The sequence below is a fragment of the Sporosarcina contaminans genome, from assembly GCF_042679045.1.
In the GTDB taxonomy this organism is placed as follows: Bacteria; Bacillota; Bacilli; order Bacillales_A; family Planococcaceae; genus Sporosarcina; species Sporosarcina contaminans.
Window position 1 is genome coordinate 1 of sequence record NZ_JBHTLT010000029.1, and the last position, 26,519, is coordinate 26,519.

A 26,519-nucleotide genomic window follows, 5' to 3' on the forward strand; every position below is an offset into this window, starting at 1 on the left:
CGGCCAACAGGAAAGGGGGACTTTAAAAAATGAAAAAAAGTGAAATTGAGCGAGCTCAATTTCACTTTTTTCTTATTTAAAGCTAGTTATGTCCCAGCCTCTTTTTGTAGTTTGGCAACGCGGAGACTCGGAAACAATGTGCGCAGCTTTTGCGACAGTGGAAAGAATATTCGTTGCTCCTTGACGATCCGCTTGATGTGATGCGCGGACGTATGGGCTATGCATTTCATTGGCAATATATTGCGGTGGCAGTTGGTTAAGCGCTATCGCCATAATATCGTCTATGCAACGATGGCAATCGCAAGTTAGGTGAAGGCTTGCTCTGTTTTGATTTAACGCTTCCCTCACTACATCTTCCATTACATTGTGAACACCCATTCAAATACCCCCAGTATTTCGAATATAGCACATTTGTATATTGCAATCATTTTATATTGTACCATTCTATTCCTTTTTGGGAAGTATTGATTTCCAATATTTGTTGTTTTGAGACTTGTAATGCGTTGCGAGAATGGGATTATACATGGATACAGGGATGTAGGCGTGCGGGCATGGTACTTATTCGTTTTTTGGGGGGAATTATGCTGCTGGTAGAAAGTTTATGCGTGGGAGAGTTATTTTATGCGTTCGAAGGGCAGGGTTATGCGTGAGAGAATGGATTTATGCGCAAGTGAAAGAAGTTATGTGCTTAGTAGAGCATTTATGCGTAGATTAGGAAATTTATGCGGTCGCTGCAGGGATTATGCGGTTGGTGAAGATGTTATGCGTATGCGGAGATATTTTTTGTGCTCAGCTCAGAGGCACTATGAGAGCGGGTTTATCCGTTTTACGTAGAAGTTATTTGCAAGCGAAGAGTTTTAATGCGGCTGGCTTGGAGTATGAGTGATGTTTGCTGCTTGGCGATGCTTTTATTGTGCGTTACGTAAAAAAGCTCACGCTACTGTGAGCTTTCAGCTTGTTGACAAACGCTCGCATACTGCGTTGCTCGTCTCGCTCGTCCCCTCATGAACCTAAGTTCTATTCGGGTCTTCGCTCGACTTCGCGCCTTGTCTGACAAGCGTTTTCAAGCCAAGCTGGGCAAACACCTATCCCATAACTAAAAACCTTTAAAAGACTGTAGACAAAGTGAAAAAATACTTTGTCTACAGTCTGAAAGCTCACGCTACTGTGAGCTTTTTTGCAATGGGCAGTTTGCTATTGACGAGACAATCCTTTTAACAGAAATTGAATCATTCCATCAATCTCTTTTTCGTCATCCCACGTTTGGTCTGTTGCAATGATGTATTTGGTTGCAAAGTATCCTAATATCGTGGAGGCCGTTAGCCGAATGACCGTTGTAGGCGGCATATCAGCAAGCTGGCCTTTTTTTTGGTAGTGCGTAACGATTTGGACGAATCTTTCATATACTTGTTTCCCGACATGTTCGATGAATTGATCTTTTAATTCATCATGAAATGGAACTTCTTGCAAAAAGATTTTCACGACTTTAAGATTTTTCTCTAAGAATTCTTTTCGGTTTGCAATCATGGCACGCAAAAAATCCTCAAAGTGATCGAAATCCTTGTTTAGCACTTTGTTAAAGTCTTTTAATATTATAGGGCCGATCATTTTAAGCATCATTGGTGTGACGATGGAAAGAAGCAGTTCTTTTTTTGTCTTGTAATGGCGAAAAATTGTTCCTTCCGCAACGCCTGCCTTTTTTGCTATTTCATTTGTTGAAGTTGCGGCAAATCCTTTTTCCGCAAAGATCTCGGTAGCGGCTAAAAGGATTTTCTTTTGTTTATCCGTCAAAGAAGCCTCATTGTTCAGCATTTCTTCAAATCGCTGTTCTTCTGTCATGGACAAAGTCCTCCTACACTTTACGGTATTTACGTAAGATGATGATGTTTATTGTAATGAAAAGAAGCGAAAAGCCTGCGATTGCCAATAAGTCTATATAGATGGCAGACCAGCCGTATCCTCTTACCATTACATCCCGCAATGCGTCTGCTGCATAGTAAAGCGGAGTTACATAGCTAATCCAACTTAGCCATTTCGCAATCGTTTCCAAGTTAAACAAACCAGAAAAAAATATTTGGGGCACAACGACAATCGGTATAAATTGTATCATTTGCAGCTCGTTTTGTGCGAAAGAGGATAATAAAATACCTAATGTCAATGCAGTAAGTGAGAGCAAGAGGATTGTCAGTAGTACATACATAAATGCCCCTTCCATCACCATGCCCAACACATAAATCGCATAGGCAGCGATGATCGTCGATTGGATCATCGTAAAAATGCCAAAGCCGATTACATATCCTGCTACGATTTCCCATTTTCTTAACGAACTTGCAAGCAAACGCTCCAACGTTCCCTTTGTCCGTTCTCTCAGGAAAGATACTCCCGCAATGAGGAATACGAAAAAGAAGACGAAAAAGCCTAACAGCACCGGACCGAAGTAATCGAATTGCCCCATCTTATCTGAACCGTGCAAATACTCGATTGACGGCGATTGGGAATTTGCTTCCTGCTGTTGTTTCGGCATTGCTCCTTGCAGCCATTTCATCGTTGCGGCTGTGACGTTAGGGTCACTTCCTTCTAAGACAATTTTCATTTTTTCATCGATATATATAAGATAAGCATCGATTTCTTGATCGGCCAATTGTTCTTTCGCTGCAGCTTCATTTGAGATTGTTGTTAGTCTTACTCCGTCAACACTTAGGTGCTCAACAACTGATTCAGGCATTTGAACAAGGCCAACTTTCGGTTCGTAATCGCCGCCGTTAAATACAAAGTATAGCATCGTTAGCACTAATATTGGAGCGACAATGAGCAATCCTACTGTTCGTTTATCACGAATGATTTGCCTCAATATCCGTTTCACCATCGCCATTACTCTCATGCTTCTGCTCACCTCCAAATGACAGGAAAGCTTCTTCAATCGTCAATGAGTTCGTTTGTTCCTTTAGCTCAGCGGGTGTTCCGATTGCGATAAGGCGGCCGTCTCGAATTAATCCTAACCGGTCACATTTATCTGCTTCGTCCATTACATGTGTCGTAACGACGAGCGTCTTTCCTGTCTTCTTCAAATCAATAAACGCTTTCCAAATGCTTTTCCGTAAAACCGGGTCAATTCCGACAGTCGGTTCGTCCAATAATAAAAGCTCAGGCTCATGCAGCAATGCAATTGCCAATGACAGGCGCCGTTTCATGCCACCGGAGTAGTTCAATACCGTTTTTCCGATATCGTCTGACAGCTGAACAAGCTCCATCACTTCTGTTATGCGCTCGGCCTGTCTTTTGCCGCGCAAACGGTATAGCTCAGAAAAAAATTGCAAGTTCTCGAATGCGGTTAACTCTTCATAAAGGGCATCTGATTGTGCCATATAGCCGATCCGCTCCGATAATTTTAGCGATGGCATCCGTTCGCCAAAAAGAAAATTCGCGCCAGAAGTCGGTACATCCAAACCTGCCAACTCTTTTACTAATGTCGTTTTACCTGCTCCGGAAGGTCCTAATAACCCAAAAATCTCTCCTTCGTGAATTTCAAGATTAATGGATTTCAATACTTCGTGCTTTCCGAAACGTTTTGAAACGTTTTGAATAGAAATTGCCATTTTTGCACCTCTTTCAAAGTGAGTGATTACTCACTATTATAAATGATTTGCTCTGTAAATGAAAGTGAGTAATCACTCATTAATTAAATATAAAAATTCCAAGCCAATTACTCGGCTTGGAAACTCTTCTTCTATCAATCTTCTTTCTTCCATTCTTCTCGAAGCATACCCATCCGGATAGAATCATAATAATTTCCGTTCCAATAACGGACTTTCCGAATGCGCGCTTCCATCGTCATCCCCAACTTTTCAGCCACACGGATCATTCGTTCGTTGCCAGACCAAGTTGTCAGGCCAACGCGAACGAGCGGCATTTCATTGAATAAATGATCGATCCACAACGCCAACGCTTTCGTTCCGTACCCGCCACTCCAATAAGACGGATTGTAAATGACGATGCCCATTTCGAGCCAGAGCGATGGTTTATGCTCCCAATAATAGCTCACCATGCCGATTAGCTCGCCATCTACTTCAATTCCCCAATAATCATCTTGGGCAACGATTTTATCTTTTCGTTCCAAAAATGCTTCAAAAGTCATCGTTGAGTGTGGAAAATAGGGAGCATCCCATTTTTTCCACTCGGGGTTTTCCTCTTTAAAGCTTTGCTCCCATAAGGAATGTAAATCTTCTTCAATAATTGGGCGAATCGTTACGCCCTCCATTGTGTATGCCAAATAGGTTGCTCCAATTCTTATAGGTATTTCTCGAACCATCCCGTAATTTCGTTCAAACGCTCAACGCGCAAATTCGGTTTTCCTGTCCGAGACAAATTATGGTCTGCATCCGGGAAGCGGACGAATTCTGTTTCTTTCCCCATGCTTTTCAATGTAATGTATAGCTGCTCTGCCTGTTCGATCGGACAGCGGAAGTCTTTTTCCGAATGCAAAATGAGTAAAGGCGTTTTAACGTTCTCCGCATATTTGAGCGGTGAATGCTTCCATAATGTCTCGACGTCTTTCATATCCGCCGCAATTTGCCACTCGCTGAAATAATAGCCGATGTCGGATACTCCAAAGAAGCTGATCCAGTTGCAAATCGACCGTTGTGTCACTGCCGCTTTGAAACGGTCTGTATGGCCGACGATCCAATTCGTCATGAATCCGCCGTAGCTGCCGCCAGTTACGCCAAGACGCTGTTCATCGATCCATTGTTCTTCGGCTAACACATAATCGACAGCATCCATAATATCAGTAAAATCACCGCCACCATAATCGCCGCGCACCGCATCGACAAACTGCTGGTTATAGCCATGGCTGCCGCGTGGGTTGATATAGAGGACACCCCATCCTTGAGCAGATAGCAGCTGCATTTCATGGAAGTACGTATTGGCAAACATTGCATGCGGACCACCGTGAATATCGACGATGAGCGGATACTTCTTTCCTTCTTCATATCCGTAAGGTTTCATGAGCCAGCCATGCACATCCCAATCTTTCTCGCCTTTAAATACGATTTGCTCGGGTTGGATCAGTTCAACTTCATCCAAAAATTGTTTATTAAATGAAGTAAGTGCTTGTCTTTCCCCTGTCGCAATCGTCTGCTTATAAATTTCACCTGGATGCGTTAAATCGCTCACTGCTAGCAATGCAAAATCTCCATCTCTGTTCACGTCATAGCCATATACATGCTCATTTTCAGGCGTAGCAGGGTAGAGTTCTCCTTCAAGCGTTCCAAAATAAAGCCGGACATCACCCATTGTCGATAATTGGAAATACAATTGATTGTCTTTCGTCCAAACAACGCTTGGCGCACTTGCCCCTTGCTGATGATCTGCAACTGTATAATCTCCAACCGGCGCATCGACGCTTTCCGTCAAGTTGATCCGATTGCCGCGTCTCGTGTCATATACGTATAAATGCCCGTGCGTAGCGTTTTGATAAGTCCGATCCGAGCCGACAAAAGCTACGTAATGATCGTCAAATGAAAAACGAGCCCCTCCATAATAACCGATCTCATCGACAATAACAGTCTCCTCTTTCGTCTCGACATCGACTAAATACAGAGGCTGGCGAAATTCAAAATCTAAATTTTCCGCACGGTTTACACCGATGACCATTTTCTTGCCGTCATGTGAAACTGCCTGTAAAGAATGCTGGTAGCTGCCTTCCGTAAATTGCGAAACGTCTCCAGAAGCAATGTCGATCACGCCAATTTGACGATAAGAATCTTGCGGCAATAAACCAACGCCGTCCGCCTTATATTTCATTTTCGTAACACGTACAGGCTCAGGCAATTTCTTTTCGTCTTTCTTTTCTTTATCAGTAAACGTCTTGCCTTCTTTCACAGGGGCATCGAAATAGATTTTCGTGCCACATGGCGACCATTCAAAGCTAGACACTCCTTTTTCAAAGGAGGTAAGCTTTTTCGCTTCTCCCCCTTTGGCAGATAGCAGAAATAATTGGTTCTTTTCCTCTCGATTCGATAAAAAGGCGATTTGCTTACCGTCCGCAGACCATTTTGGCGAAGTAACACGATGATCGCCGTACGTCCACTGCGTCACTTCATCCGTTCTAAGGTCGATATGGTATAAGTTCGAGATGTATTTGTTTTCCTCTTTGTCGATATGCGTCTTAATGAAAACCGCTTCATTTCCATTCGGAGATAGTTGCGGATTCGTAACCGATTGCAAGTGGAACAGATCGTCTACAGAACTTTTTCTCTTCGTCATTTGGCACTCCCCCTTAATTGATTCCACTTACATGTTTCGCCACCCGTAACAATTCTCCTTCTTGGAAATGAAATCTTTTATTTTTTTGCACCGACATAGATTGATTGCGGACGGAATATTGTATTGTCGCTCAACTGCTCAATCGCATGCGCTGTCCATCCGACCATTCGAGCGATGCTAAACGTCGGCGTGAACAATTCAGGTGGCATATCGATCGATCGCATAATGGCCGCTGCATAATATTCAACATTCGTATACAGCTTGCGCCCCGGCTTATAGGTTTCCAATAAAGAGATGATCTCCTTCTCAGCAACTGTTGCCAAATCGAGCCAATGGTCTTTCCCAGTTAACTTTATGCATGTGTCACGTAAAATGATCGAACGCGGGTCCTCTGTTTTATAGACGCGATGTCCGAACCCCATAATTCGTTCTCCATCTTTTAATTTCCCTTCAATGATTGCCCGGATATTTTCAGGCGTTTGGATTTCTTCCAATAAATCGATGACGCCTGACGGGGCCCCTCCATGCAAAGGCCCTTTCATCGTGCCGATTGCAGACGTGATTGCCGACGTCAAATCCGACTCTGTTGAAATCGTCACCCGCCCCGCAAATGTTGATGCATTCAAACCATGCTCCATCGTCAAAAGCAAATACGTTTTTAGCGCCTCGACATGCACTTCTTCAGGCCTATTGCCTGTCAGCATCCATAAATAATTCGCCGTATGAGATAACTCAGGATCCGGCTGAATAACATGAGCAAAAATCGAATTTCGATAATGGCGTGCAACAATGACAGGCAAAGCAGCTGTTAGTTCAATCGCCTGATCTTCAATCGGCTTTGCCTTAAACTCCGTATGGCCGTATGCGGATATCGCTGTTCTCATCGCATCCATGATCGGCAAGTTTGCCGGTAGAGCGTCGATGATTGATACGACATGGTTTGGTAGCAGCCTTCCTTGTCTTAATTTCTCATTGAGATTGTGCAATTCGTTTTCGCTTGGGTATTGTCCATTCCATAAATAATACGCAACTTCTTCAAATGTTTTCCCTTCAACTATATCCTCAAGTAGTGTTCCGCGATACCGTAGCTCACCTTTCTCCCCATCAACAGACGCAATTGTCGTATGAACTGCTACGACATCCTTCAATCCTTTTGCAAACATGACCATTCCTCCTTTTCTCTATCATAATAGAGCTGTATAATTAATTAAATTAAATGTTTTTAATTAAATTGATTAAAATTTATTATCAAGGGTGATTTCAATGGACTATCAATGGTTGAAAACGTTCATCGTTGCAGCTGAAACGTTGAATTTTCGAAAAGCATCTGAAAAACTTATGCTCTCGCAGCCGAGTGTGACAGTGCATATCCGACAATTAGAGGAACGGCTTGGCGTGCAACTGTTTGATCGAGTGAATCATCGGGTTTCATTGACAACTGCTGGGAAAATGTTTTATCCACAGGCTGTTCAATTGGTTGACGATTTGCAAGAAAGCGTGAAGCGGATGCATGCTTTTTCACAAGGCTATCGCGTTGATTGGACGGTCGCTATTTCCCCGTTAATGGCAGAGACGATCTTGCCATATTTCCTACGTACATTTATGGATCGGCACCCTGAAGTGGAATTGACGATCCGCGTGGAAGAATCCGAGCTCATTGAGCAAATAGTTGATGGCGGTGATGCACATTTAGGCATTTCCGCAGTCGATGCAAAGCTGAAAAGCATTGAATCGATTCCCATTTACAAAGATCCAATCGTCTTCGTTATGCCTCTTGACCGCTACGATGAGGAAAGCGGGCCGCCGATTGACATTGCTGAAGTATTGCAAAAGCACTATTTGCTTACCCACCATCACCCTGTTTATTGGGAAGAGCTTCTATTATTGCTCAATCAAAATATACCGGGCATCCGGACAATGAAAGTGACGCAGGCGCATATTGCGAAGCGGTTCATACAGGATGGATTAGGCGTCTCCTTTCTTCCGCACTCGATCGTACGTCGTGAGTTAATGGAAGGCAGGCTCATGCGTCCACATTTTGATCTGTTCGACTTGCCAACTGTATCTTCATATGTGTTGGTGAAAAAGAAAGGTGAATTAGAAGAGGAATTCATCCAAGAAATATCGGAATCGTATTTTGGATAAGGTATTTGATCGAGTAAGATGAAAACGGGAGAATGCTGTGGAGGTGATTTTGTAATGAAAAGCATTAGCTAATCGCGAGTCAGCGAATCTAACGAAGAGTTCAATTTGTCGTATTAAAATGAAGCACTATTCCGTTCGTTTACGCTGACTCTTCTTTTCGATTAAGCAGTCTCATGCCTATGACTGTAGCTATGTACCTTAATCATTGTATAGGCATGAGACTTATTTGGTGAATTGATTATCTCGTACACAGTAAAGAACTGCACTGCTCGACTTAGGGCATAAATTGTCTGTTTCATGAGAAGAGCCAAGTTGAGCAGATACCCATTTTCATTGCTTAACCTTTAATGACTTATTTCAATTGAAATCTCGAAACCATTTGCTGCAATGTCTCAGCCATCGAGCTAAGGACTGAGGAAGAAGCGGAGATTTCCTGCATTGTTGCACTCTGTTCCTCGGCAGCAGCGACAATATTTTGTGCATTGGCATCAGAACGTTCGGACATGGCTGCGACGTCATCAATTAGCCGTTTCACTTGCTGCGCACTGTCATTGATTGTTTTACTTATTTCAGCAATGTCAACAGCTTGTCGTGAAACATCGTCAATATGGTGAGAGATGTCCTCAAATCCTTTTCCGGTTTGACGAATCATACCAAGCCCTTCGTCCGCATTCGTCTTGGACATTTCCATTGCTTTTATTGCCCCATCAACTTCTTGCTGTATTTCGCTAATTAAATCGCTTATTTGGGCTGCAGCATTACCGCTGTCGGATGCTAAGTTCCCGACTTCTGCAGCAACGACGGCAAATCCTTTTCCGTGCTCGCCTGCTCTAGCTGCTTCTATGGAGGCATTCAGGGCGAGTAGGTTCGTTTGCTCTGCAATTTTCGTAATCATCGTAACAATATTTCCGATTTCTAACGATTTTGTATGCAGCGATTCGACTACAGAAGCAGTGCGGACTGTTGACTCTTGTATCTCCGACATTTTATCAATCGTTGAGGACATCCGTTTCATTCCTTCATTCGACAATTTTGTCGTAGCAACCGACAAATCGGAAACTAACTGAATTGATAGGATCGCTTTATCCAATTGATTCGCCATCTCATCAACGATCGTGCTGCTAAATTTCGTGCTCTTCATTTGGGCTGCCGATCCCTCGGATACTTCGATGACTGAATTCGTAATTTGCTCCGATGCTTTCGCGGATTCATCAGCACTTGTTGCAAATTGTACAGAAGTAGAAGAGAGCGTATCGATATTTTCTATCAACTCAGCCATCAATTCCTTTAAATTTCTTAACATCAAGTTAAAGTCCTGTCCTAACTGCCCCACTTCATCTTTCGTCGGAATTTGAAGCAGATCGATGGAAAGATCTCCAGCTGCCATCTTTTTAAAATTTTCCGACAGATCAATGATTGGTCGTTGAATCGTTCTTTTTAAATAACGAATTGCAAAAAGGGCGATAATAACTGCCAAGATTGAACTGGTCGATAACGCAAGAAGGACGGTATTATATAATTGATCACCTTCCTGTTCAATCTCCTCCAATTCCTTTCTATGAATCTCATTTAAATTACTAAGCTCATCCAACATTGAATTGACCGTGAGCACTGCGTCGTAAGAAGCTACGGTTGCTTTTTCGACTTCCTTCTTTTTGCTAAGTGCCAAAATTTCATTAATTTGCGAAATGAATTCTTCCCATTTCTCTTGCGACAAAGAAACTTTGTTGTTTTGGTCGGCCATAAGCGCCGCATAAGTCCCGACAATTTCATTGGCCTGTTCCATCTCGGCCTCGATTTGACGCTCATAATCCTCTTTGAACTCTTTATCCCTCGACAATATATGCCGTTGTGAAAAGGCCATTATGTTTTGCATTCTTTTTTCCAAAGCATTGATCGTATCGATTTTAGGTACAATAACTTTGTTCGTTGTCTCAGTATTTTGATTCAATTTACTTGAACTTATAAAGCCAACGGAACCCATTCCAATGATCAAAATTATCATTGCAATGAACATTGTTGAAATCTTTTTTCCTACTGTCCACCGCATCGGTAAGTCTCCTTTTAATGTAAAATAATATAGTTCCAATGTACCACGCACGATCGATTATGCCTATAGAAATTTATATGACAACGATGAAAATTATCGTTTTAATAGTACTTTCACATTATTTATTGAATAAAAAAAGCTTTCCAATCTTCTTCAGAAAGGAAAGCTGTTTGTTTACTGTTTCACATGTTGTTTCAACGATCTTCTTAAAATTTTTCCTGTCGTGTTTTTCGGCAATTCATCTAAGAAATCAATCGTTTCTGGAATTTTGTATTTCGCAAGGCGTTTTGCGCAAAACTCTTTCAGTGCCTTTTCTTCCAATTGTGCTCCTTTTTTCAATACAACAAACGCTTGCACCTCTTCCCCGAAATCGGGATCTGGAACGCCGATAACCGCGGCTTCCACAATATCTGGATGGGCAAATAAAACCTCCTCGACTTCCCGTGGATACACATTGTAGCCACCGACTATTATCATATCTTTTTTACGATCAACAATATAGAAATAGCCATTCTCGTCCTGCCGCGCCAAATCTCCTGTATATAGCCAACCATCGCGAATTGCAACTGCTGTTTCTTCAGGCATTTTGTAATATCCTTTCATGACATTCGGACCGCGCACGATGAGCTCGCCTACTTCGCCGACTGGCACTTCATCCCCATACTCATCAACGACTTTGTTTTCTACGTTGACGATATTCGTTCCGATTGAACCCGGTACCCGTTCACGGTCGAGCGGATTGAAGCAAGTGACCGGAGACGCTTCGGACAGACCATATCCTTCTGAAACTCTCACGTTGAATTTTTCCTCGAAGTTATGCAATAAAGCGACTGGTAGTGACGCTCCACCAGAAATGGCAAGACGGATTGAATCGAAATCTTCTGTTTTGCCTTCTGGATATTGATAAAGGAAATTGAACATCGTCGGCACACCGGCAAATACAGTCGCTTGCTCAGATTTTATCGTGTTGAACACTTCCGACGGACTGAATCGCGGAAGGAGCAAAACGGTCGCACCTTTTAAAAGCGGCGCATTGACGACGACAGTCAACGCAAAGACGTGGAAAACAGGCAATGTTGCAACGATGCGGTCATTTTCCGAAAACCCTAAGTAATCCCCAACATCACGTGCGTTCGAATAAAGGTTTTTATGTGTCAACATAGCACCTTTCGGATGGCCCGTTGTACCCGACGTATACAGAATGATAGCGGTTTCATTTTCATTTACTGAAACAGGTTCAAAATTCGGTTTACCTGTTGCAATCAGGCGGGAGAACAATTGCACTTTCTCCTTTGCTGCTTCAGGCAACGCTTCTATTTTTTCCTTGACATCATCACTCGTTTCGCAAATGATGTATTGCTCAATTGTCGGAAACGCAACTGCTGCTTTCTCAACTAACGGCAACAATTGATCTAACGCAATAACCGCTTTTGCATCGCTATTATGTAAGATATAAGAAATCTCATCCGGCGAATAAATCGGATTGATCGGAATGGCTGTCGCGCCTATCCGCATCGTCGCATAAAGCGAAATTAAAAAATGCGGCGTATTCCCCAATAAAAAAGCGACATGGTCCCCTTCCTTTACTCCAACCCCTAACAATGCGGACGCGAACATCGACACCGACTGATCAAACTCAGCATAAGACGTGTCCTTTCCCATGAAATGATAAGCTGTTTTTTGCGGTTGCAATTTCGATGTCTCATAAACCCGTGTTACCAAATTCATTTTGACCATCTCCCTTTTCATTGAATGAATCATCATTCATTTTACAACTCCTATTATTATATAAGAAAAATTAAAAGTTCACAATACTTTTAGAAAATCTATCAATGATTCTATTAGTAAAGCACACACTTCTCTGTTTTTTTATTTCAATAGAACATTCACTTATCAAGCAGCTTTATTTTTTATAGAAATGTCTTGCGTGAGTAAATTCAGGTTGGATAGGTCCGGGCGAGCGGAGGTGTTGTACTTTGAGCGGTGGATGAGAGGGTTCGATCGGATGGCGTGATTTTCGAGTGGTGGTTCGAGCGCTGGATGAATTTCAAGTGGTATGAGAGCGGAAGCAAACAAATCACATGCTTTTTCAAGCAATTGCCCTATAAATGCGCAAGACAGCAATTGCTACATATGTTTTTTCGAGTATAAATCCAACTTATGGAAGCATGTGGCCGCGCACTTCATTCAAAAACGAAAGCACTTAGCTTAACTACGCCAAGTGCTTTCCTTCAGTTTGGAGCTTTTATATGCGATAAATAACGCCAGCGAATTAAATAATAGTAGATAATTTGTACTACTGTCAAGCCGACTAACACGATTGTCAGTTCGCGAACGATCGATATTTCTGCCAAGGCATCCCATATGACTTGTAAGGATAGAAAGGCAAATGAGCTATGCATGATAGCTACGCCCCACGGCACGAAAAATTGGGGGATTAATTGTCGGTTGACGATTTTTTTTAATTCATGATCGGTGAGGCCCATTCTTCTTAGGACATCGAATTGTTTTTGATCATTTTCGAGCGATGTGTACAATCTGAAGTAAATGAAGCTGCCTGCAGCAAGCAAAAAGACAATCGCCAATAGCAAACCTGCAAACAATAGCAACGAAAACGAAATTCGTAGGACCGAATAATTCAGCCCCGGATTATCGAATGAAAAATGAAGTTCCTCGTTCAAGCCATTCAAATAAGACTGGTTGACAAACCGATCGATCGTCAGGCCGATATCCTTCGTCCTCTGCCAATCTGGAATATTGAACGCATAATAGACGGAAGCTGGCAATTGCTGAAGGCTAAGCAATTCATAATCATAGTCATTCAAAATAATGGCATTCATGCCAATTGCATGCGCCGGAAAGATTTGATAAGGATAGGCACCGCTAATTCGAATCTCAATGCCGCTCTCCAAAAGAACCGTATTAACGGTTCGATTATTCAATTGAGAAAATGCAGATGGGGTAGATGGCAAAAATAGTGCCTCTCCCCTTTTCAAAGCGAGTGGCTCATAGTCGAACGTCCGTGCAAGCCTATTGACATTAGACAATTTGATGATCGACACCGTGTAATCGGTGTAGGAAGACACTTGCTGTTGCACTGGAAATCGAACATAGTTGTAATCAATGTCATGCTCTTGCAATTCATTCACTAACCGCTGAATATGCTGCTGCTCCAATTCATTACCTGGAAAACTTTGATAAACAAGGCCTAACGGATTCATTTCCCGATATTGAGAGGCAAAAGACGTCAAAGAAGCTAAAATGCCAACTGATAGGAATGCCATTGTTGATACGATCGTTACAATGAAAAACATACGTGCATTTTCCTTTAATCGAATGACACCTTCAGAAAAGGCCAATAGACGAAAATGACGCCAGAAGAATTTTTTCCGCGCACGGAAATAATGGAAAACCATCGGCAATGAATCCGTAAAGAAATAGTATGTTCCAACTGTCGCTAATGGCGGCAATAAAAAGCTTAACCCAATAACGATCGAGTTGGACGTGAAAGCGGCCATTATATAAGACAGGCTTAATAAAGCGAAACCGATGAAGCCCCGGACAGGCGAAAAATCATACGTATCATTCGCCTTTTGATCGCCTCGGATCAGTTCCTCAATGCTTTCCATACGGATGAGCGCGGGAGCAACGAGCGAGATAATGATAAACAAGCTCAAAAAAGCGCCGACCGTCAATGCAAACGGTTTCCAAGATAAGTAGAGCGGCAAGGCAGGCAACATAACGAGCTGCTTGACGACCATAAAGAAAAACTTTGAAAACATGAACCCGAAAAACGTGCCTACACCGATTGAAGCTGTTCCAATGAGTAACGTCTCGGTGAAAATCAATTTATGAAGCTGTCTTTTCTCCATCCCTAAATGGAGCAGAATGCCAAATTCCTTCGTTCTTGCTTGTAGAAACGCGCGCATTGAATAAAATAGAAAAAAAAGTGTAAAGAAGTACAGAACAATATTGGCTGCTCCCATTCCTAAAATCGAAATTTCCTGAAGCGCGCTTCCTTCAATCGAAGGGTGAAACAATAGCATGGAATAAAGGAAAAAGACCATGACCGAAAATACGCTGGCAAGCATGAATGCTGCGTAAACTCTGCGATTGCGTACAACATTCCGATAAGCGAACTGTCGGAAATTCATGGCAATAGCCTCCCGCCTATAAGCTTATAAAATCCGCAAATCATTAACATTTCCTCCGAGCAATGAAAGCACGTTTAAAATGCGCTGGAAAAACGTCTGGCGTCTTTCATCCCGCAAAATTTCATTGAAAAAAGCGCCGTCTTTAATGAATAGCACACGATCACAATAGCTCGCTGCGATTGGATCATGTGTCACCATGACGATCGTCGCTTTTTCCGTATCATTTATACGGCTTAACAACTCCAAGACATCCTTTGCCGATTTCGAGTCCAAGTTGCCCGTCGGCTCATCCGCTAAAATAAGCTTTGGTTTATGAATTAAAGCCCGTCCAATCGCCGTCCGTTGCGCCTGGCCACCCGACAGTTCGTCCGGCCGCCTTTTCAATATCCCTTTTAAATTCAACTGTTCCGCCATTAAACGGATGCGTCGGTTCATTTCTGGTAACGGAAGCCCTTCAAGGGTCAATGGCAGTACGATATTCTCTTCAACCGTGAGCATTTGCAGCAAATTGATATCTTGAAAGACGAAGCCAAAATTATGCCTTCTGAAGAGCGCTAATTCGTTTGGTTTTAAGCCTTCCGGTTCTACGCCGTCAATGACTACTCTTCCATATGTCGGCATGTCGATCGTTGAAATAATATTCAGCAAAGTCGTCTTGCCACTGCCTGAAGGCCCCATAATGGCGACAAACTCTCCTTCTTCGACTTCAAAATCAAGCCCGTTCAACGCCCGATGCATCACTTTGCCTTCGTAGATTTTGGTCACTTCCGTCAGTTCCACGATCGGTTTCTTCATCTTCGGACTCACCTGTCTCTCCGTTTTTAAACAATACTTTCACGACAGTCCCTCTTCCGATTTCCGAGTGAATCGTTAAAGGATGCCCTAATTTTTCACAAATCTCTTTCGCTATATAAAGGCCCATGCCTGTTGATTCGCCTGAAATCCTGCCGTTCTCTCCGGTGAAGAACGCTTTCGTCACCCGCTTTAAATCGGATGCGGGAATGCCGATTCCTTCATCACGAATGTTTAGCTCAAAGCCTTCTTTCGTCTGCTCAGCCGTAAAATAGACCCGTTTATTCGTTTCAAACGTATATTTCACTGCGTTTGTAATAAATTGACTAATTACTACTTTCATCCACTTAGCATCTGTCGGAACGATCAGGTGTTCATCGATTTGAATGTCGGGAAACACACCTTTCGTAATGAAGAGACGCTTATGCTCCGTCACAATTTGCTGTATAAAACGTTTCAGCACAACTTGTTCAATTTGCATATCCTCTTCAAACGTTTCAAGCCGCGCATTAACAAGAACCGCATCTAAACCTCTCTGCAATTTATCAATTTCCTCTTGAATGCTTCGTTTATCCACTTCACCATCTTCTTGCAACAACAGCCCGATTACTGAAATCGGCGTTTTCATCTGATGCACCCATTGATTCATGAAATGCAAATGCCGATGTTGCGCAGCATATAGCGTTTGCACTTCATTTTGGTACAGCCCGTAAAGGCTCCGCATATAGTCAGCCGTTTGTCGATGCTCCGGCGACTGAACATGGCGAATCAGTGCATCTTCCATTTGCTTCGGCTTGCGCATTATCACATTATAAAAGGATCGTTGCATAATAAATTTCGCTCCTAAAAAAGCGCCTGTCAGCAATATGCTCATGACAACCGAATAGATCGCCGTATTATAACCTCTAAAGCCGTCCAACCAATATAGCAGTAATATGAACAATACTAAAAACAGCTGAAAAATAAGCAATGTCGTATGTTCTCTCAAAAATAGCAATAACTTCTTCATGATTCCTCCGAAGATAGCATGAACCGATAACCCGAGCCTCTCACCGTCTCAATTACAGACTGGACGCCATAATCGGACAGCTTTTTTCGGACGCGCGTCATATTGACATTCAATGTATTTTCATCCACAAATGATTGATCATCCCATAATTCTTCCAATAACGTTTCACGCGAAACCACTTTTGGTGAAGCCTCCATCAACAGTTCTAAAATGACACATTCCTTTTTTTGCAATGGAATGGCTTCTTCCCGCAAATGAAGCTCCATCCGCTCTATATATAAAGTGAGCGCGCCTAACTTCACCATCCGCTCCCCTTGCATTGGAGCATATTCTCCGTAAGCGCGTCGTAAATGACTTCTTATTTTGGCAAGGACGATCTCGTAATGGAAAGGTTTCGTAATAAAATCATCCCCGCCATTTTCAAGCGCAAAAACTTGATCCATATCGCCTGAACGGGCAGAAATGAAAATGATCGGACACATCGTATGCTGACGCAGCTGCCTGCACCAGTAATATCCATCATAAGAAGGCAAATTAATATCTAACAAGATGAGATGCGGATCAAACGCTAAACATTCTTCCGTAATCGCATCAAAATCCTCAACAATTGCAACATCATATTGATATTTTCGCAACGTCTCCGCCAATAAATGTGCAATCTTCTTATCATCTTCCACAATGAAAATCCGTTGATTCCCCATCTTTCTCTCCTCCTTCTACCTTCTGTTAATTATACCGCAAAACCGTTGTTTTCGCTTAGCAGCAAAGTAGAGAATTAAAAAGCATGAAAGATTACCGGAGTGGAGAGAAGTGTTACTGGTACGGGAGAACACGATACTGGCGCGAGTATGTGATTTACTGGCGCGATTGAATACGTTACTGGCGCATCAGTACATTTTACTGGCGCGGCTTATCAATTTACTGGCGCGTTTGAATACGTTACTGGCACACCGGAACATTTTATTGCGCATGCTCCTACATAACAGCCTCTATACCGCTTCTTCATACGCTACCCTATTTTCATCTAATACGAGTAATTACATTCCAGCAGCAAACAAACAGTTAACAAAAAACAGCCATTTGAAAAGCATAATAGCCTTCCAAACAGCCGTTTATGATTAATAAATCAAATTAATAAACTCTTCTTTCGTAATGCCGCCTAATATTTTTGGAATATCAATTTCTTCAAGCGCCTTTGTAATGGATTCGCGATCGTATTGAACAGACTTTAACCTTTCTTCTATGACTGCAACTTCTCCAACTCCGAAGAAATCTCCGTAAATGTGGACTTCTTGGATATTCCCTTTTTCAACTTGCAAACGAACATCGATGCCACCCACAGGGAAACGATGGGAATGCTGCATATTGAATTTTGGTGATTTTCCGTAATTCCACTCCCAATTGCCATAGCGCTCTGCAGAAAGTTCATGGATTTTCTTCCAATCTTCGTCGGTTAGTTCCATGTATTGAATGTTCTCTTTGCCGCCAAAAATGGACTCCAAGATTTTTAGGCGGAACTCTTCAATCGTCATTGGCTCCTCGATGAATTCCGAAATATTTGCTACACGGCTGCGAATCGATTTAATGCCTTTCGATTCAATTTTATCCTTCTTCACTTTCAAAGCAGATACAACTCGTTCAATTTCTGTATCAAACATTAAAGTCCCATGGCTATACAGACGCCCTTGAGTTGCAAACTGTGCATTACCGGACACTTTTCTTCCGTCGATTAAAATATCGTTGCGTCCCAACAGCTCCGCCTTTACGCCCATTTCTGCAAGCGCTTTAATAACAGGCTCTGTGAATTTCTTGAAATTCCGGAATGACTCCCCATCATCTTTCGTAATAAAACTATAATTGAGGTTTCCTAAATCGTGATACACAGCACCGCCGCCAGACAGACGCCGCACGACATGAATGCCATTAGCGTCAACAAATTCTGTATTGATTTCTTCAACTGTATTTTGGTTTTTCCCGATAATAATGGACGGTTCATTAATATAGAACAGCAAAAAAGAATCTTTGTCTACGTCCATATTTTTCAGAATATATTCTTCGATGGATAAATTAATGCGCGGGTCAGTAATGCCTTTATTGTCAACGAAATACACTTTCATCGCTCCCTATGTAAATGAATTCCCCTCTATTTTATCCGAAATGTTCATTAATGTCTTGACATTTGATTACCTGTTATAATACACTCTTAATAATCAAAATAGTTATAGAACAAGAGAGGAGTTGTACGACCGATCATTACCTAATGGTTTGCCCTTAATCGACCTGCCTTGGAGCTTCGAGATGCAGTCTAATCGAACCGCTACTATTATTCTCCTTGAGTCGGCAGATGTTTAAACTCCGATACGGTTTTCATCCCACAAATTTGTGCTGACTCAAGTCGGTAAATGTTTACGGAACGTATTTTGGTGCAACTGTATATTATGAGATATACACTATTTTTTCTATACGCTGTTATATCACAAGAATATATTATTTATTTTATATTATAACAGAATTGGAGGGATACTTCATGTTGGAAAATGTAATTGATTTTTTCAAAAACTTGCCTGCTAAAACTTGTGTTTCTTGTGGAAAGGAAATTGAAGAGCAACACGAATGCTACAGCAATAAATGCGACGAATGCAATATCGTCTAATTTTTTTCGCCATACTGTTATATTACAATTAACCATTATTATATTTTATAATATAACAGATATTGTGTTAGTTTAGGTCTGAGCATTGCATAACCGCCAGTTTCCCACGAATTCTGTACGACTATTAAACAGTTAGTGCACATCAGAAAAGGAGGTCCTTTGCATGTTAGAAAATGTAATCGAGTTTTTCAAAACGTTGCCAGCAAAAGTTTGTGTCTCCTGCGGAAAAGAAATTGAAGAGCAACATGAGTGCTATAGCAATAAATGCGATGAGTGCAACATTCTATAATTGCTTACATCTATTCTCTTGGAGACTTGCTCTCAACACATTTGTCGACAGAGCCCATGAAAAAGAGAGTTGAAGAAAATGCTTCAGCTCTCTTTTTCATTCCCTAATATATCAGGCTCATTCGTATGAATCCCATTGACACCCATCGACTTCAATTTCAGCGCGTCCTCTGCATCGTTCACTGTATAGGCATAAACCGCTAACCCTTTATCGTGCATTGTATTGACAAACACTGGCGTAACCGCTTTATAGCTCACCCCTACGCCCGAAGCGTACTGCAGCACTTCCTTCAGTTCTTTTCGAGATAACTCCGCTTCTTCTCCTTCATCAAAAGATAATAACTGCAATAAAGGAATTTTCTCCTCCAATTTATGCACTTTTTTCAAAGCCTCTTTATCAAAGGAATGGATAACCGCCTTCGGAAATCCATTCTGATCAGTTCCTATCAAATCATAGCTTTTCATCAGATCTACCACTTTTCTCTCAATATCCGGATATTGCTCGGTGTCTTTTAATTCGACAACATAGCGAACTTCGGTGCCCATTTGCTCGAAGACTTCCGATAGTGTTGGAATTGCAATATCTTCATGATCCGCCCCGCTAGCGACTATTTTTTCGCCTTTTTTTCTATTTGCAGACAGTTCTTTCAGCTTATCCAACGTGAAATCTTTAATTTTTCCCGCTGCCTCGGTCGTGCGCGAAACATCATCATCGTGCATGACGACTATTTCATCGTCTTTTGTCAAATGCACATCCAATTCGATATAATCAGCGTTCAAGTCTTCAGCCAATTCGAATGAGGAGAGCGTATTTTCAGGCACATAAGCAGACGCTCCCCTATGGCCGATAATGAGGAAATCATCTTCCGGCAGCGAGCTCCGCCATTCTTTCATATTGACACAGCTTGATAGTATAAAGAGACTCCCTATCATTAACATAATCTTCCTCATCCTACCATCCTCTCTACTCTCAATGTACCCTACCTTTTTCAAAATATAACGTGCAATAAAAGGGTAAACCATTCAATGCTTTAGTGCTCCCTTTATCCAGCCATCAAACGCAAAAAGTTGAAACACAACGCATAAATCTCCCAATACACGCATAATGTCTTGAAAATGCTCATAAGTTAAATGGAATAGCACATAAACCGATTCAGCTACTCATAAGCTTATTAAAAAACGCATAAAGCATACATTCAGCAGCATAACCACGATTTCATTCGCATTAGCGAACACTCCCCTACATTGCTTAACAGTGACTATTGCCTTCATTCACTAACTTTCCTTACCTCCCCCTAACCTATCGATATAAACACTACTAAACACATATAAGAGCACTCCGAAAAACATAAACTTTCTATCTTGCCACATTCCCATTCGGATAGAGAGCTCATCACCCCCTCCCTCTCCTTTTTCGCCCCCGAGCCAAATAAAAAATCCCCGAAAGTTAGATTCACTACTCTAACTTTCGGGGGTTGAACCAAGTATATAAACTTTTTATCCGAATAAATCGGCTATGACCTCTTCGACAGCTGCTTTGCCTTGATTGATGCAATCTGGGAGTCCGACGCCATCGTAAGCGGCCCCTGCCAATTTCACGTTCGGGAATTGGCTTTTCAACTCTGCCCGTGCTGCTTCGACTCGTTGCCGATGGCCGACCCGGTATTGCGGCCGGTCTTCTTTGAAGCGTGTAATGACAGTGAAATCAGGTTTGCCGTTAATTTGAATAATTTTACTTAGATCCGATAGAACAATTCGTTCAATCTCATCATCCGGTAAATCGACGATCGTTTCATCTCCTACCCGCCCTACAAATGCTCGGAGCAATACTTTTCCTTCCGGCGTAGTTGTTGGCCATTTGCGATGCACCCATGTACAGGCAGTGATCGAATAATCGCTGCTGCGGGATACTAAAAATCCAGTGCCTTCCATATCTTGCACGACTGCATCTTTCGGGAATGCCAAAGCGACTGTCGCAACTGAAGTCGTTTTAATATCTTGCAAGTCTGAAAGCAAGCCGTGCGGGGCGAAGAGATGGCTTGCCGTCATATGATCAGTCGCCATAATGACGGAATCCGCCTCGATGATTTCACCATTATTGAGTTGAAGGATTGCTTTTCCATCTCGTCGGTCGATTTGTTCAATCCGGCGCCCTTTCAAGACGGAGCCCGGTTCTAACTTCGCCTCCGCAGCTTCCACGATCGATTCCAAGCCGTTACGAAATGAGTGGAAAGCGCCTTGTTTTGATGCACCATGTCCATTTTTTTGAGGCACTTGCTTTGGCGTTGTTTTTTTCATGCCTAAGATAAGGCTTCGATGGCGTTTTTCTACCTCATAAAATTGCGGGTAAGTCGCCTGCAAGCTCATATGGTCTATGTCTCCAGCATATACCCCGGATAGAAGCGGCTCGATCAAGTTTTCTACTATTTCCCCGCCAAATCTGCGTCGAAAAAACTTTCCTAATGATTGATCGCCTTCTGCTCCTGAGCGCGGCAGGAAAAAGTCTCCCGCCACACGCAGCTTGCCAGATACGGAAAATAGATTGGATTTCATGAATGGTCCCATTTTTGTCGGTATGCCCATAACGGATCCTGCCGGGATCGGCTGAAGCTCTTCATTGACAAGAATATATGCCTGTCCTGTCGCGTTGCGGACGAGCTCATTTTCAATGCCTAAGTCCTTTGCGAATTGGTCCATGCTTTTTTTTCGGATTAGGAAACTATCCGGCCCCCGCTCAATGACAAACCCGTCACGTCTGACTGTTTGTATTTTGCCGCCTAATCGATTCGATGCTTCGATGAGCAATACATCCACCGGCAATTGCTGTTCCTTAGCCGCTTTTTGCAAATAAAACGCAGCAGCGAGCCCTGTAATACCTCCGCCCGCGACAACGACTTTCTTTTTCTGTTCATCCATGTCCATCATCACTTCCTATCCGTGATCAGGCTTCTTTTAATTGTTCTAAAACCGCATCCGCTATCGATTCGATGAATAGCGGATTTGTATTTGGCATTTCAGGCCGATAGTAGGCAGCGCCGATTTCATCACAAACGACTTTACACTCATAATCATTGTCATAGAGGACTTCCAAGTGATCGGATACGAAACCTACCGGTGTATAAACGAACGCTTTATAGCCTTTTTCATTATGCAAATCTCTTGTTAAATCTTGAACATCAGGCCCTAACCAAGGCTCGCCTGTTTGGCCTTCACTTTGCCAGCCGACTGCGTATTGTTTCACATTTGCAGCATCTGCAATCAGTTTAGCTGTTTCTTCCAATTGCTCCGGATATGGATCGCCGAATTGCTTAATTTTTTCAGGCAATGAATGCGCGGAAACGACCAGGCATGCTTTCTCTCTTTGATTTTCTTCCATGCTGTCAAATGTGCTGCGTACTTTTTCCGCCCAATAGGAAATGAATTTCGGCTGTTTGTACCAGCTCTCTACAGATGTAATTGAAATGCCGTGTTTTTCAGCTTCCTCTTTCGCACGAGTATTGTACGATTTTACCGAGAAGGAAGAGTAATGTGGCGCCAAGACGACCGAAACTACTTCTTTAATACCGTCATTATTCATTTGTTCAACTGCTTCTTCAATGAATGGCGTAATATGTTTCAGTCCTACATACACTTTGAACTCAATTTCATCTTGCATAGCGTTTAGCTTGTCGCATAGAGCATTCGCTTGGTTTTCCGTAATTTTCGCCAAAGGAGAAATTCCTCCAATTGCTTTGTAACGGCTTTTCAAGTCTTCCAACTGCTCTGGTGCAGGCGGACGGCCGTGGCGAATGTGCGTGTAATATGGTTCGATATCTTCTTCTTTATATGGCGTTCCGTACGCCATTACTAATAGGCCCATTTTTTTCTTTGTCAATAGGGACACCTCTTTCAAAAAGTATAATTACAGTTATTTACGTAACTGCGCGCTATATTCATGTACAAATTCAGTAAGCTTTTTCAATGTTGCTGGCTGCACATCAGGGAAGACGCCATGGCCCAAGTTGAAAATATGGCCCCCATGCTCGACACCTTGCTCAATGATCGTCTTTGCTTTTTCTTCAATAGCCTTCCAGTCAGCTAATAGCAATGACGGATCCAAGTTGCCTTGCAATGTTTTTGTCAATCCGCGCTCGCCTGCTTCTTTAATCGATAAGCGCCAATCAAGGCCGACTACATCTACCGGCAAGTCATGCCATTCATTTGCAAGATGGCTTGCTCCTACGCCGAATGTAATAACAGGAATATTCAGCTTGCGGATTTCTGAAAAGATCCGGTTCATAACCGGCTTGACATACATGCGGTAATCCTCGACATTCAACGCCCCTACCCATGAATCAAACACTTGAATTGCTTTCGCTCCCGCTTGTACTTGAGCAGTAATGGATGCAATGATCGTCTCACCCAACTTGTCCATAAGTGCGAACCACGCCTCAGATTCGGATACCATGAACGCTTTCGTTAAATGGTAACCTTTTGACGGACCACCTTCAATCATATAGCTTGCTAAAGTAAATGGAGCTCCTGCGAATCCGATAAGCGGAACAGTTAGCTGTTCTTTCGTTAAAATTTTAATCGTATCCAATACGAAAGGAATATGCTCCTCTGGAGAAAACTCTCCTAAGTTGCGAACATCTTGCACTGAACGAATCGGATTCGAAATGACCGGACCAACATTAGGCTTAATTTTTACGTCTACTCCGATTCCAGGAAGCGGCGTAACGATATCTTTGTATAAAATTGCGGCGTCCACATTATATTGATCTACAGGCAATTTTGTTACATATGCACAAAGCTCTGGCTGGTGTGTAATTTCTTCTAAGGAGTATTTCTCTTTTATTTTTCGGTATTCAGGTTGCGAACGGCCAGCCTGTCTCATAAACCATACAGGCGTATGACCGACTTTTTCGCCTCTTGCCGCTCGAAGCAGTGTATCGTTAAAAGTTGTCATAAATCGATTCCTACTTTCATTTATAATAATTATAATCTAAGACGTTTCCGCTTACCAATATAGACGTTTCTGCTTGTAATGTATAGTGTTATACCTTCTTGTCATATAATTGTGCGCAATTGTTCGTCCGATTTTGCCATCATTTCGTCAATGTTTGTTTTATTTACCGTATTGGGGGAAAATATGAATACGATCGTATAGGAGGTAACTATGATGAATATTTATATGACAACTGGCACTAGGAGCTTTATGGACACTGTACGAGAAAAGCATTCCAAAGAACAAATCATCATGATGCACGGCGAAGGCCACACACTTTTATTGCATGAAACAGAAGGCAAATCCGTCTTTCAATCTCCGAGAAAATATGAAGTGATCAGCTCTTCGGGGCAACTTGAGCATGAAGGATTTTTCGTTTTCAACAATATTCCAGTGAGCGACGAGGGACGCCCTGTTTTTGAACATCGTTTTTCAAAACGTGCCGAGCTAATGGACACTCAACCGGGATTTGTCGCTTTCCGTTTATTACGTCCATTGGAATCGGATACGTATATCGTCTTGACGGAATGGAAAGAGTCCTCTTACTTCGATTTATGGAAGCATTCCGCTGCGTTTAAAAAATCACATGAACAGCTTAACACGAAAGAATATGCCGACAACACGACTCATATTTTCACAAGCGCTTCCTACATTACGACTTATGTAGCGAAAGAAGATGACGAATAACTCCCTTCATTCGAAACGGACCTGTTTGCCGCCCACCAGCTGTATTGCTATAATTTATAATTATTATACAAAAGAGATGATTTAGGGGGAATTGGAATGAATGAGCTGCTGTTCGAAAAGTTGGATAACGCTTATGAAGAGATGGTCGTCATGAGAAGATACCTTCATATGCATCCCGAGTTATCTTTTCAAGAACATGAAACCGCAAAATATATCTATAATTTTTACGCAGACTTGGGTATTGACGTCCAAACAGGCGTTGGCGGCAACGGGGTCGTTGCCCGTATTAAAGGAGGCAGGCCTGGCAAAACGGTCGCATTGCGCGCGGATTTTGATGCATTGCCAATTCATGATGAGAAGGATGTCCCTTATCGTTCAACAGTACCGAACGTGATGCATGCTTGTGGACATGATGGACATACTGCCACTCTATTGCAACTGGCTAAGGCTATTAACGAGCTGCGTGAGGATCTTGCAGGCGAATATGTTTTCATTCATCAACACGCTGAGGAATATGCGCCTGGCGGAGCTATTTCTATGATTGAAGATGGCTGTCTCGACGGTGTAGATGTTATTTTCGGGACACATTTATGGTCGCTTTTTCCATCGAAGACGATTGAATATTTAAGCGGGCCTATTATGGCTGCTGCGGATCGGTTCGAAATTGTCATTCAGGGCGCCGGAGGCCACGGAGCTTCACCTCACCAAACGAAAGATGCCATTGCAATCGGTGCGCAACTCGTCATGAATTTGCAACAAATCGTATCCCGGCGCATAGACCCGATCGAATCGGCAGTCCTTTCTATCGGATCATTTGTTGCAGATAATGCATTTAACGTAATTGCAGATTCTGCCAAATTAGGTGGTACTGTCCGGACATTTAAACCTGAAATTCGTCAAATGATGGAACAGGAAATGAGACGTATCGTCGAAGGAACAGCGCTATCCCATAATTGTGAAATCCAATTTGAATATTTCCGTGGCTATCCTGCTGTCGTTAACCATGAGGCCGAGACAACATTTTTAAAGGAAGTAGCAGAAACAGTACCTGGCGTAGACGCTGTCGTTGAAACGGAGCCACAAATGGGTGGGGAAGATTTTGCTTATTATCTTGAAAAAGTGCCCGGCACGTTCTTCTTCACTGGTGCCCAGCCTGAAACCCCTTATCCACACCATCATCCAAAATTCGATATCGATGAAAAAGCAATGCTCATCGCCGCTAAAACATTAGGTGCCGCTGCCCTCGAATATCAAAACAAAGCTTGAACAGCAGACTGTATTCATTGACTCCTTAGTTTGTCTTGAAAGAGCGTATGACGAGAATCATCTGAAAGCATTATTTACAGATGATTCTTTTTTGTTTTATCTACATCATTTTTCCCCATTCATTTACAGGGAAATAGACTTATTTTACATTATAGTCCAAATTATTCATTAAAATGGTTGCTTTTAAAATTTTCTGTCTTATAATGGAATATAAAAGTAAAACT

The 26,519-nt window shown here is 42.4% G+C and carries 23 protein-coding genes; 5 read left to right on the forward strand and 18 right to left on the reverse strand.

Features of this window, described 5'->3' with window-relative positions:
* Positions 1-72: 72 nt before the first annotated feature.
* From ACFQ38_RS06165 to ACFQ38_RS06195, 7 genes are all read right to left on the reverse strand, one after another.
* Complete coding sequence (locus ACFQ38_RS06165; RefSeq protein ID WP_381480081.1) at positions 73-378, reverse strand: late competence development ComFB family protein; 306 nt, start codon at positions 376-378, stop codon at positions 73-75.
* Between the two features lie 816 nt (positions 379-1,194).
* Positions 1,195-1,839 carry a TetR/AcrR family transcriptional regulator gene (locus ACFQ38_RS06170; RefSeq protein ID WP_336822018.1) on the reverse strand — a complete coding sequence of 215 codons (645 nt, stop codon included), beginning with the start codon at positions 1,837-1,839 and terminating at the stop codon, positions 1,195-1,197.
* A 13-nt stretch (positions 1,840-1,852) separates the two neighbouring features.
* Positions 1,853-2,881, reverse strand: a complete 1,029-nt coding sequence (locus ACFQ38_RS06175; RefSeq protein ID WP_381480082.1) for an ABC transporter permease — start codon at positions 2,879-2,881, stop codon at positions 1,853-1,855.
* Complete coding sequence (locus ACFQ38_RS06180) at positions 2,832-3,596, reverse strand: ABC transporter ATP-binding protein (RefSeq protein ID WP_381480083.1); 765 nt, start codon at positions 3,594-3,596, stop codon at positions 2,832-2,834. Before ACFQ38_RS06180 ends, ACFQ38_RS06175 begins: the two co-directional genes overlap by 50 nt.
* A 134-nt stretch (positions 3,597-3,730) precedes the next feature.
* The gene (locus ACFQ38_RS06185; RefSeq protein ID WP_381480113.1) at positions 3,731-4,258 is read right to left on the reverse strand and encodes a GNAT family N-acetyltransferase; all 528 of its coding nucleotides are present in this window, start codon (positions 4,256-4,258) and stop codon (positions 3,731-3,733) included.
* Between the two features lie 29 nt (positions 4,259-4,287).
* Positions 4,288-6,264, reverse strand: coding sequence for a S9 family peptidase (locus ACFQ38_RS06190; protein ID WP_381480084.1), 1,977 nt, complete (start codon positions 6,262-6,264; stop codon positions 4,288-4,290).
* 77 nt (positions 6,265-6,341) lie between these two features.
* Positions 6,342-7,427 carry a citrate synthase/methylcitrate synthase gene (locus ACFQ38_RS06195; protein ID WP_381480085.1) on the reverse strand — a complete coding sequence of 362 codons (1,086 nt, stop codon included), beginning with the start codon at positions 7,425-7,427 and terminating at the stop codon, positions 6,342-6,344.
* A gap of 100 nt (positions 7,428-7,527) precedes the next feature.
* Between ACFQ38_RS06195 and ACFQ38_RS06200 the strand changes: the two genes are divergently transcribed.
* Positions 7,528-8,409, forward strand: coding sequence for a LysR family transcriptional regulator (locus ACFQ38_RS06200; RefSeq protein WP_336822013.1), 882 nt, complete (start codon positions 7,528-7,530; stop codon positions 8,407-8,409).
* A 352-nt stretch (positions 8,410-8,761) separates the two neighbouring features.
* Here ACFQ38_RS06200 and ACFQ38_RS06205 read toward each other — a convergent pair whose 3' ends face one another.
* From ACFQ38_RS06205 to ACFQ38_RS06235, 7 genes are all read right to left on the reverse strand, one after another.
* Complete coding sequence (locus tag ACFQ38_RS06205) at positions 8,762-10,459, reverse strand: methyl-accepting chemotaxis protein (RefSeq protein ID WP_381480087.1); 1,698 nt, start codon at positions 10,457-10,459, stop codon at positions 8,762-8,764.
* 174 nt (positions 10,460-10,633) lie between these two features.
* Complete coding sequence (locus tag ACFQ38_RS06210; RefSeq protein ID WP_381480088.1) at positions 10,634-12,187, reverse strand: fatty acid--CoA ligase family protein; 1,554 nt, start codon at positions 12,185-12,187, stop codon at positions 10,634-10,636.
* Between the two features lie 503 nt (positions 12,188-12,690).
* A complete protein-coding gene (locus tag ACFQ38_RS06215; RefSeq protein ID WP_381480089.1) occupies positions 12,691-14,613 on the reverse strand; it encodes an FtsX-like permease family protein in 1,923 nt (640 codons plus the stop codon).
* A 24-nt stretch (positions 14,614-14,637) separates the two neighbouring features.
* Complete coding sequence (locus ACFQ38_RS06220) at positions 14,638-15,408, reverse strand: ABC transporter ATP-binding protein (RefSeq protein WP_381480090.1); 771 nt, start codon at positions 15,406-15,408, stop codon at positions 14,638-14,640.
* Positions 15,326-16,414 carry a sensor histidine kinase gene (locus tag ACFQ38_RS06225; RefSeq protein ID WP_381480091.1) on the reverse strand — a complete coding sequence of 363 codons (1,089 nt, stop codon included), beginning with the start codon at positions 16,412-16,414 and terminating at the stop codon, positions 15,326-15,328. Before ACFQ38_RS06225 ends, ACFQ38_RS06220 begins: the two co-directional genes overlap by 83 nt.
* On the reverse strand, positions 16,411-17,115 hold the full coding sequence (locus tag ACFQ38_RS06230) for a response regulator transcription factor (protein WP_336822007.1): 705 nt from the start codon (positions 17,113-17,115) through the stop codon (positions 16,411-16,413). The genes ACFQ38_RS06225 and ACFQ38_RS06230 overlap by 4 nt, the downstream gene beginning before the upstream one ends.
* Positions 17,116-17,532: 417 nt before the next feature.
* Entirely contained in the window at positions 17,533-18,525 is a 993-nt protein-coding gene (locus ACFQ38_RS06235; protein WP_336822005.1) for a lipoate--protein ligase, read from the reverse strand.
* A 416-nt stretch (positions 18,526-18,941) separates the two neighbouring features.
* Here ACFQ38_RS06235 and yhfH (ACFQ38_RS06240) point away from each other — a divergent pair, with 416 nt between their 5' ends.
* Together yhfH (ACFQ38_RS06240) and yhfH (ACFQ38_RS06245) are read left to right on the forward strand one after the other, a co-directional pair.
* The gene (yhfH, locus tag ACFQ38_RS06240) at positions 18,942-19,067 is read left to right on the forward strand and encodes a protein YhfH (RefSeq protein ID WP_336822004.1); all 126 of its coding nucleotides are present in this window, start codon (positions 18,942-18,944) and stop codon (positions 19,065-19,067) included.
* A 163-nt stretch (positions 19,068-19,230) separates the two neighbouring features.
* Positions 19,231-19,356: a protein YhfH gene (yhfH, locus tag ACFQ38_RS06245; RefSeq protein WP_336822003.1), complete on the forward strand. Its 126-nt coding sequence runs from the start codon at positions 19,231-19,233 to the stop codon at positions 19,354-19,356.
* 83 nt (positions 19,357-19,439) lie between these two features.
* Here the strand turns inward: yhfH (ACFQ38_RS06245) and ACFQ38_RS06250 are convergent, their stop codons facing one another.
* The 4 genes from ACFQ38_RS06250 to hemE all read right to left on the reverse strand — a co-directional run bounded on the left by ACFQ38_RS06250 (position 19,440) and on the right by hemE (position 24,303).
* Positions 19,440-20,306 carry a glycerophosphodiester phosphodiesterase gene (locus ACFQ38_RS06250; RefSeq protein WP_336822002.1) on the reverse strand — a complete coding sequence of 289 codons (867 nt, stop codon included), beginning with the start codon at positions 20,304-20,306 and terminating at the stop codon, positions 19,440-19,442.
* Positions 20,307-20,852: 546 nt separating this feature from the next.
* Positions 20,853-22,271, reverse strand: coding sequence for a protoporphyrinogen oxidase (hemY, locus tag ACFQ38_RS06255; protein ID WP_381480114.1), 1,419 nt, complete (start codon positions 22,269-22,271; stop codon positions 20,853-20,855).
* Between the two features lie 25 nt (positions 22,272-22,296).
* Positions 22,297-23,229, reverse strand: coding sequence for a ferrochelatase (gene hemH / locus ACFQ38_RS06260; RefSeq protein WP_381480092.1), 933 nt, complete (start codon positions 23,227-23,229; stop codon positions 22,297-22,299).
* A 33-nt stretch (positions 23,230-23,262) separates the two neighbouring features.
* Positions 23,263-24,303 (reverse strand): uroporphyrinogen decarboxylase, encoded by a 1,041-nt coding sequence (hemE, locus tag ACFQ38_RS06265; protein ID WP_381480093.1) that lies wholly within the window; start codon positions 24,301-24,303, stop codon positions 23,263-23,265.
* Between the two features lie 213 nt (positions 24,304-24,516).
* Between hemE and ACFQ38_RS06270 the strand changes: the two genes are divergently transcribed.
* The gene (locus ACFQ38_RS06270; RefSeq protein WP_336821998.1) at positions 24,517-25,029 is read left to right on the forward strand and encodes an antibiotic biosynthesis monooxygenase family protein; all 513 of its coding nucleotides are present in this window, start codon (positions 24,517-24,519) and stop codon (positions 25,027-25,029) included.
* A 96-nt stretch (positions 25,030-25,125) separates the two neighbouring features.
* Positions 25,126-26,295: a M20 metallopeptidase family protein gene (locus tag ACFQ38_RS06275; RefSeq protein WP_381480094.1), complete on the forward strand. Its 1,170-nt coding sequence runs from the start codon at positions 25,126-25,128 to the stop codon at positions 26,293-26,295.
* Positions 26,296-26,519: the final 224 nt, after the last annotated feature.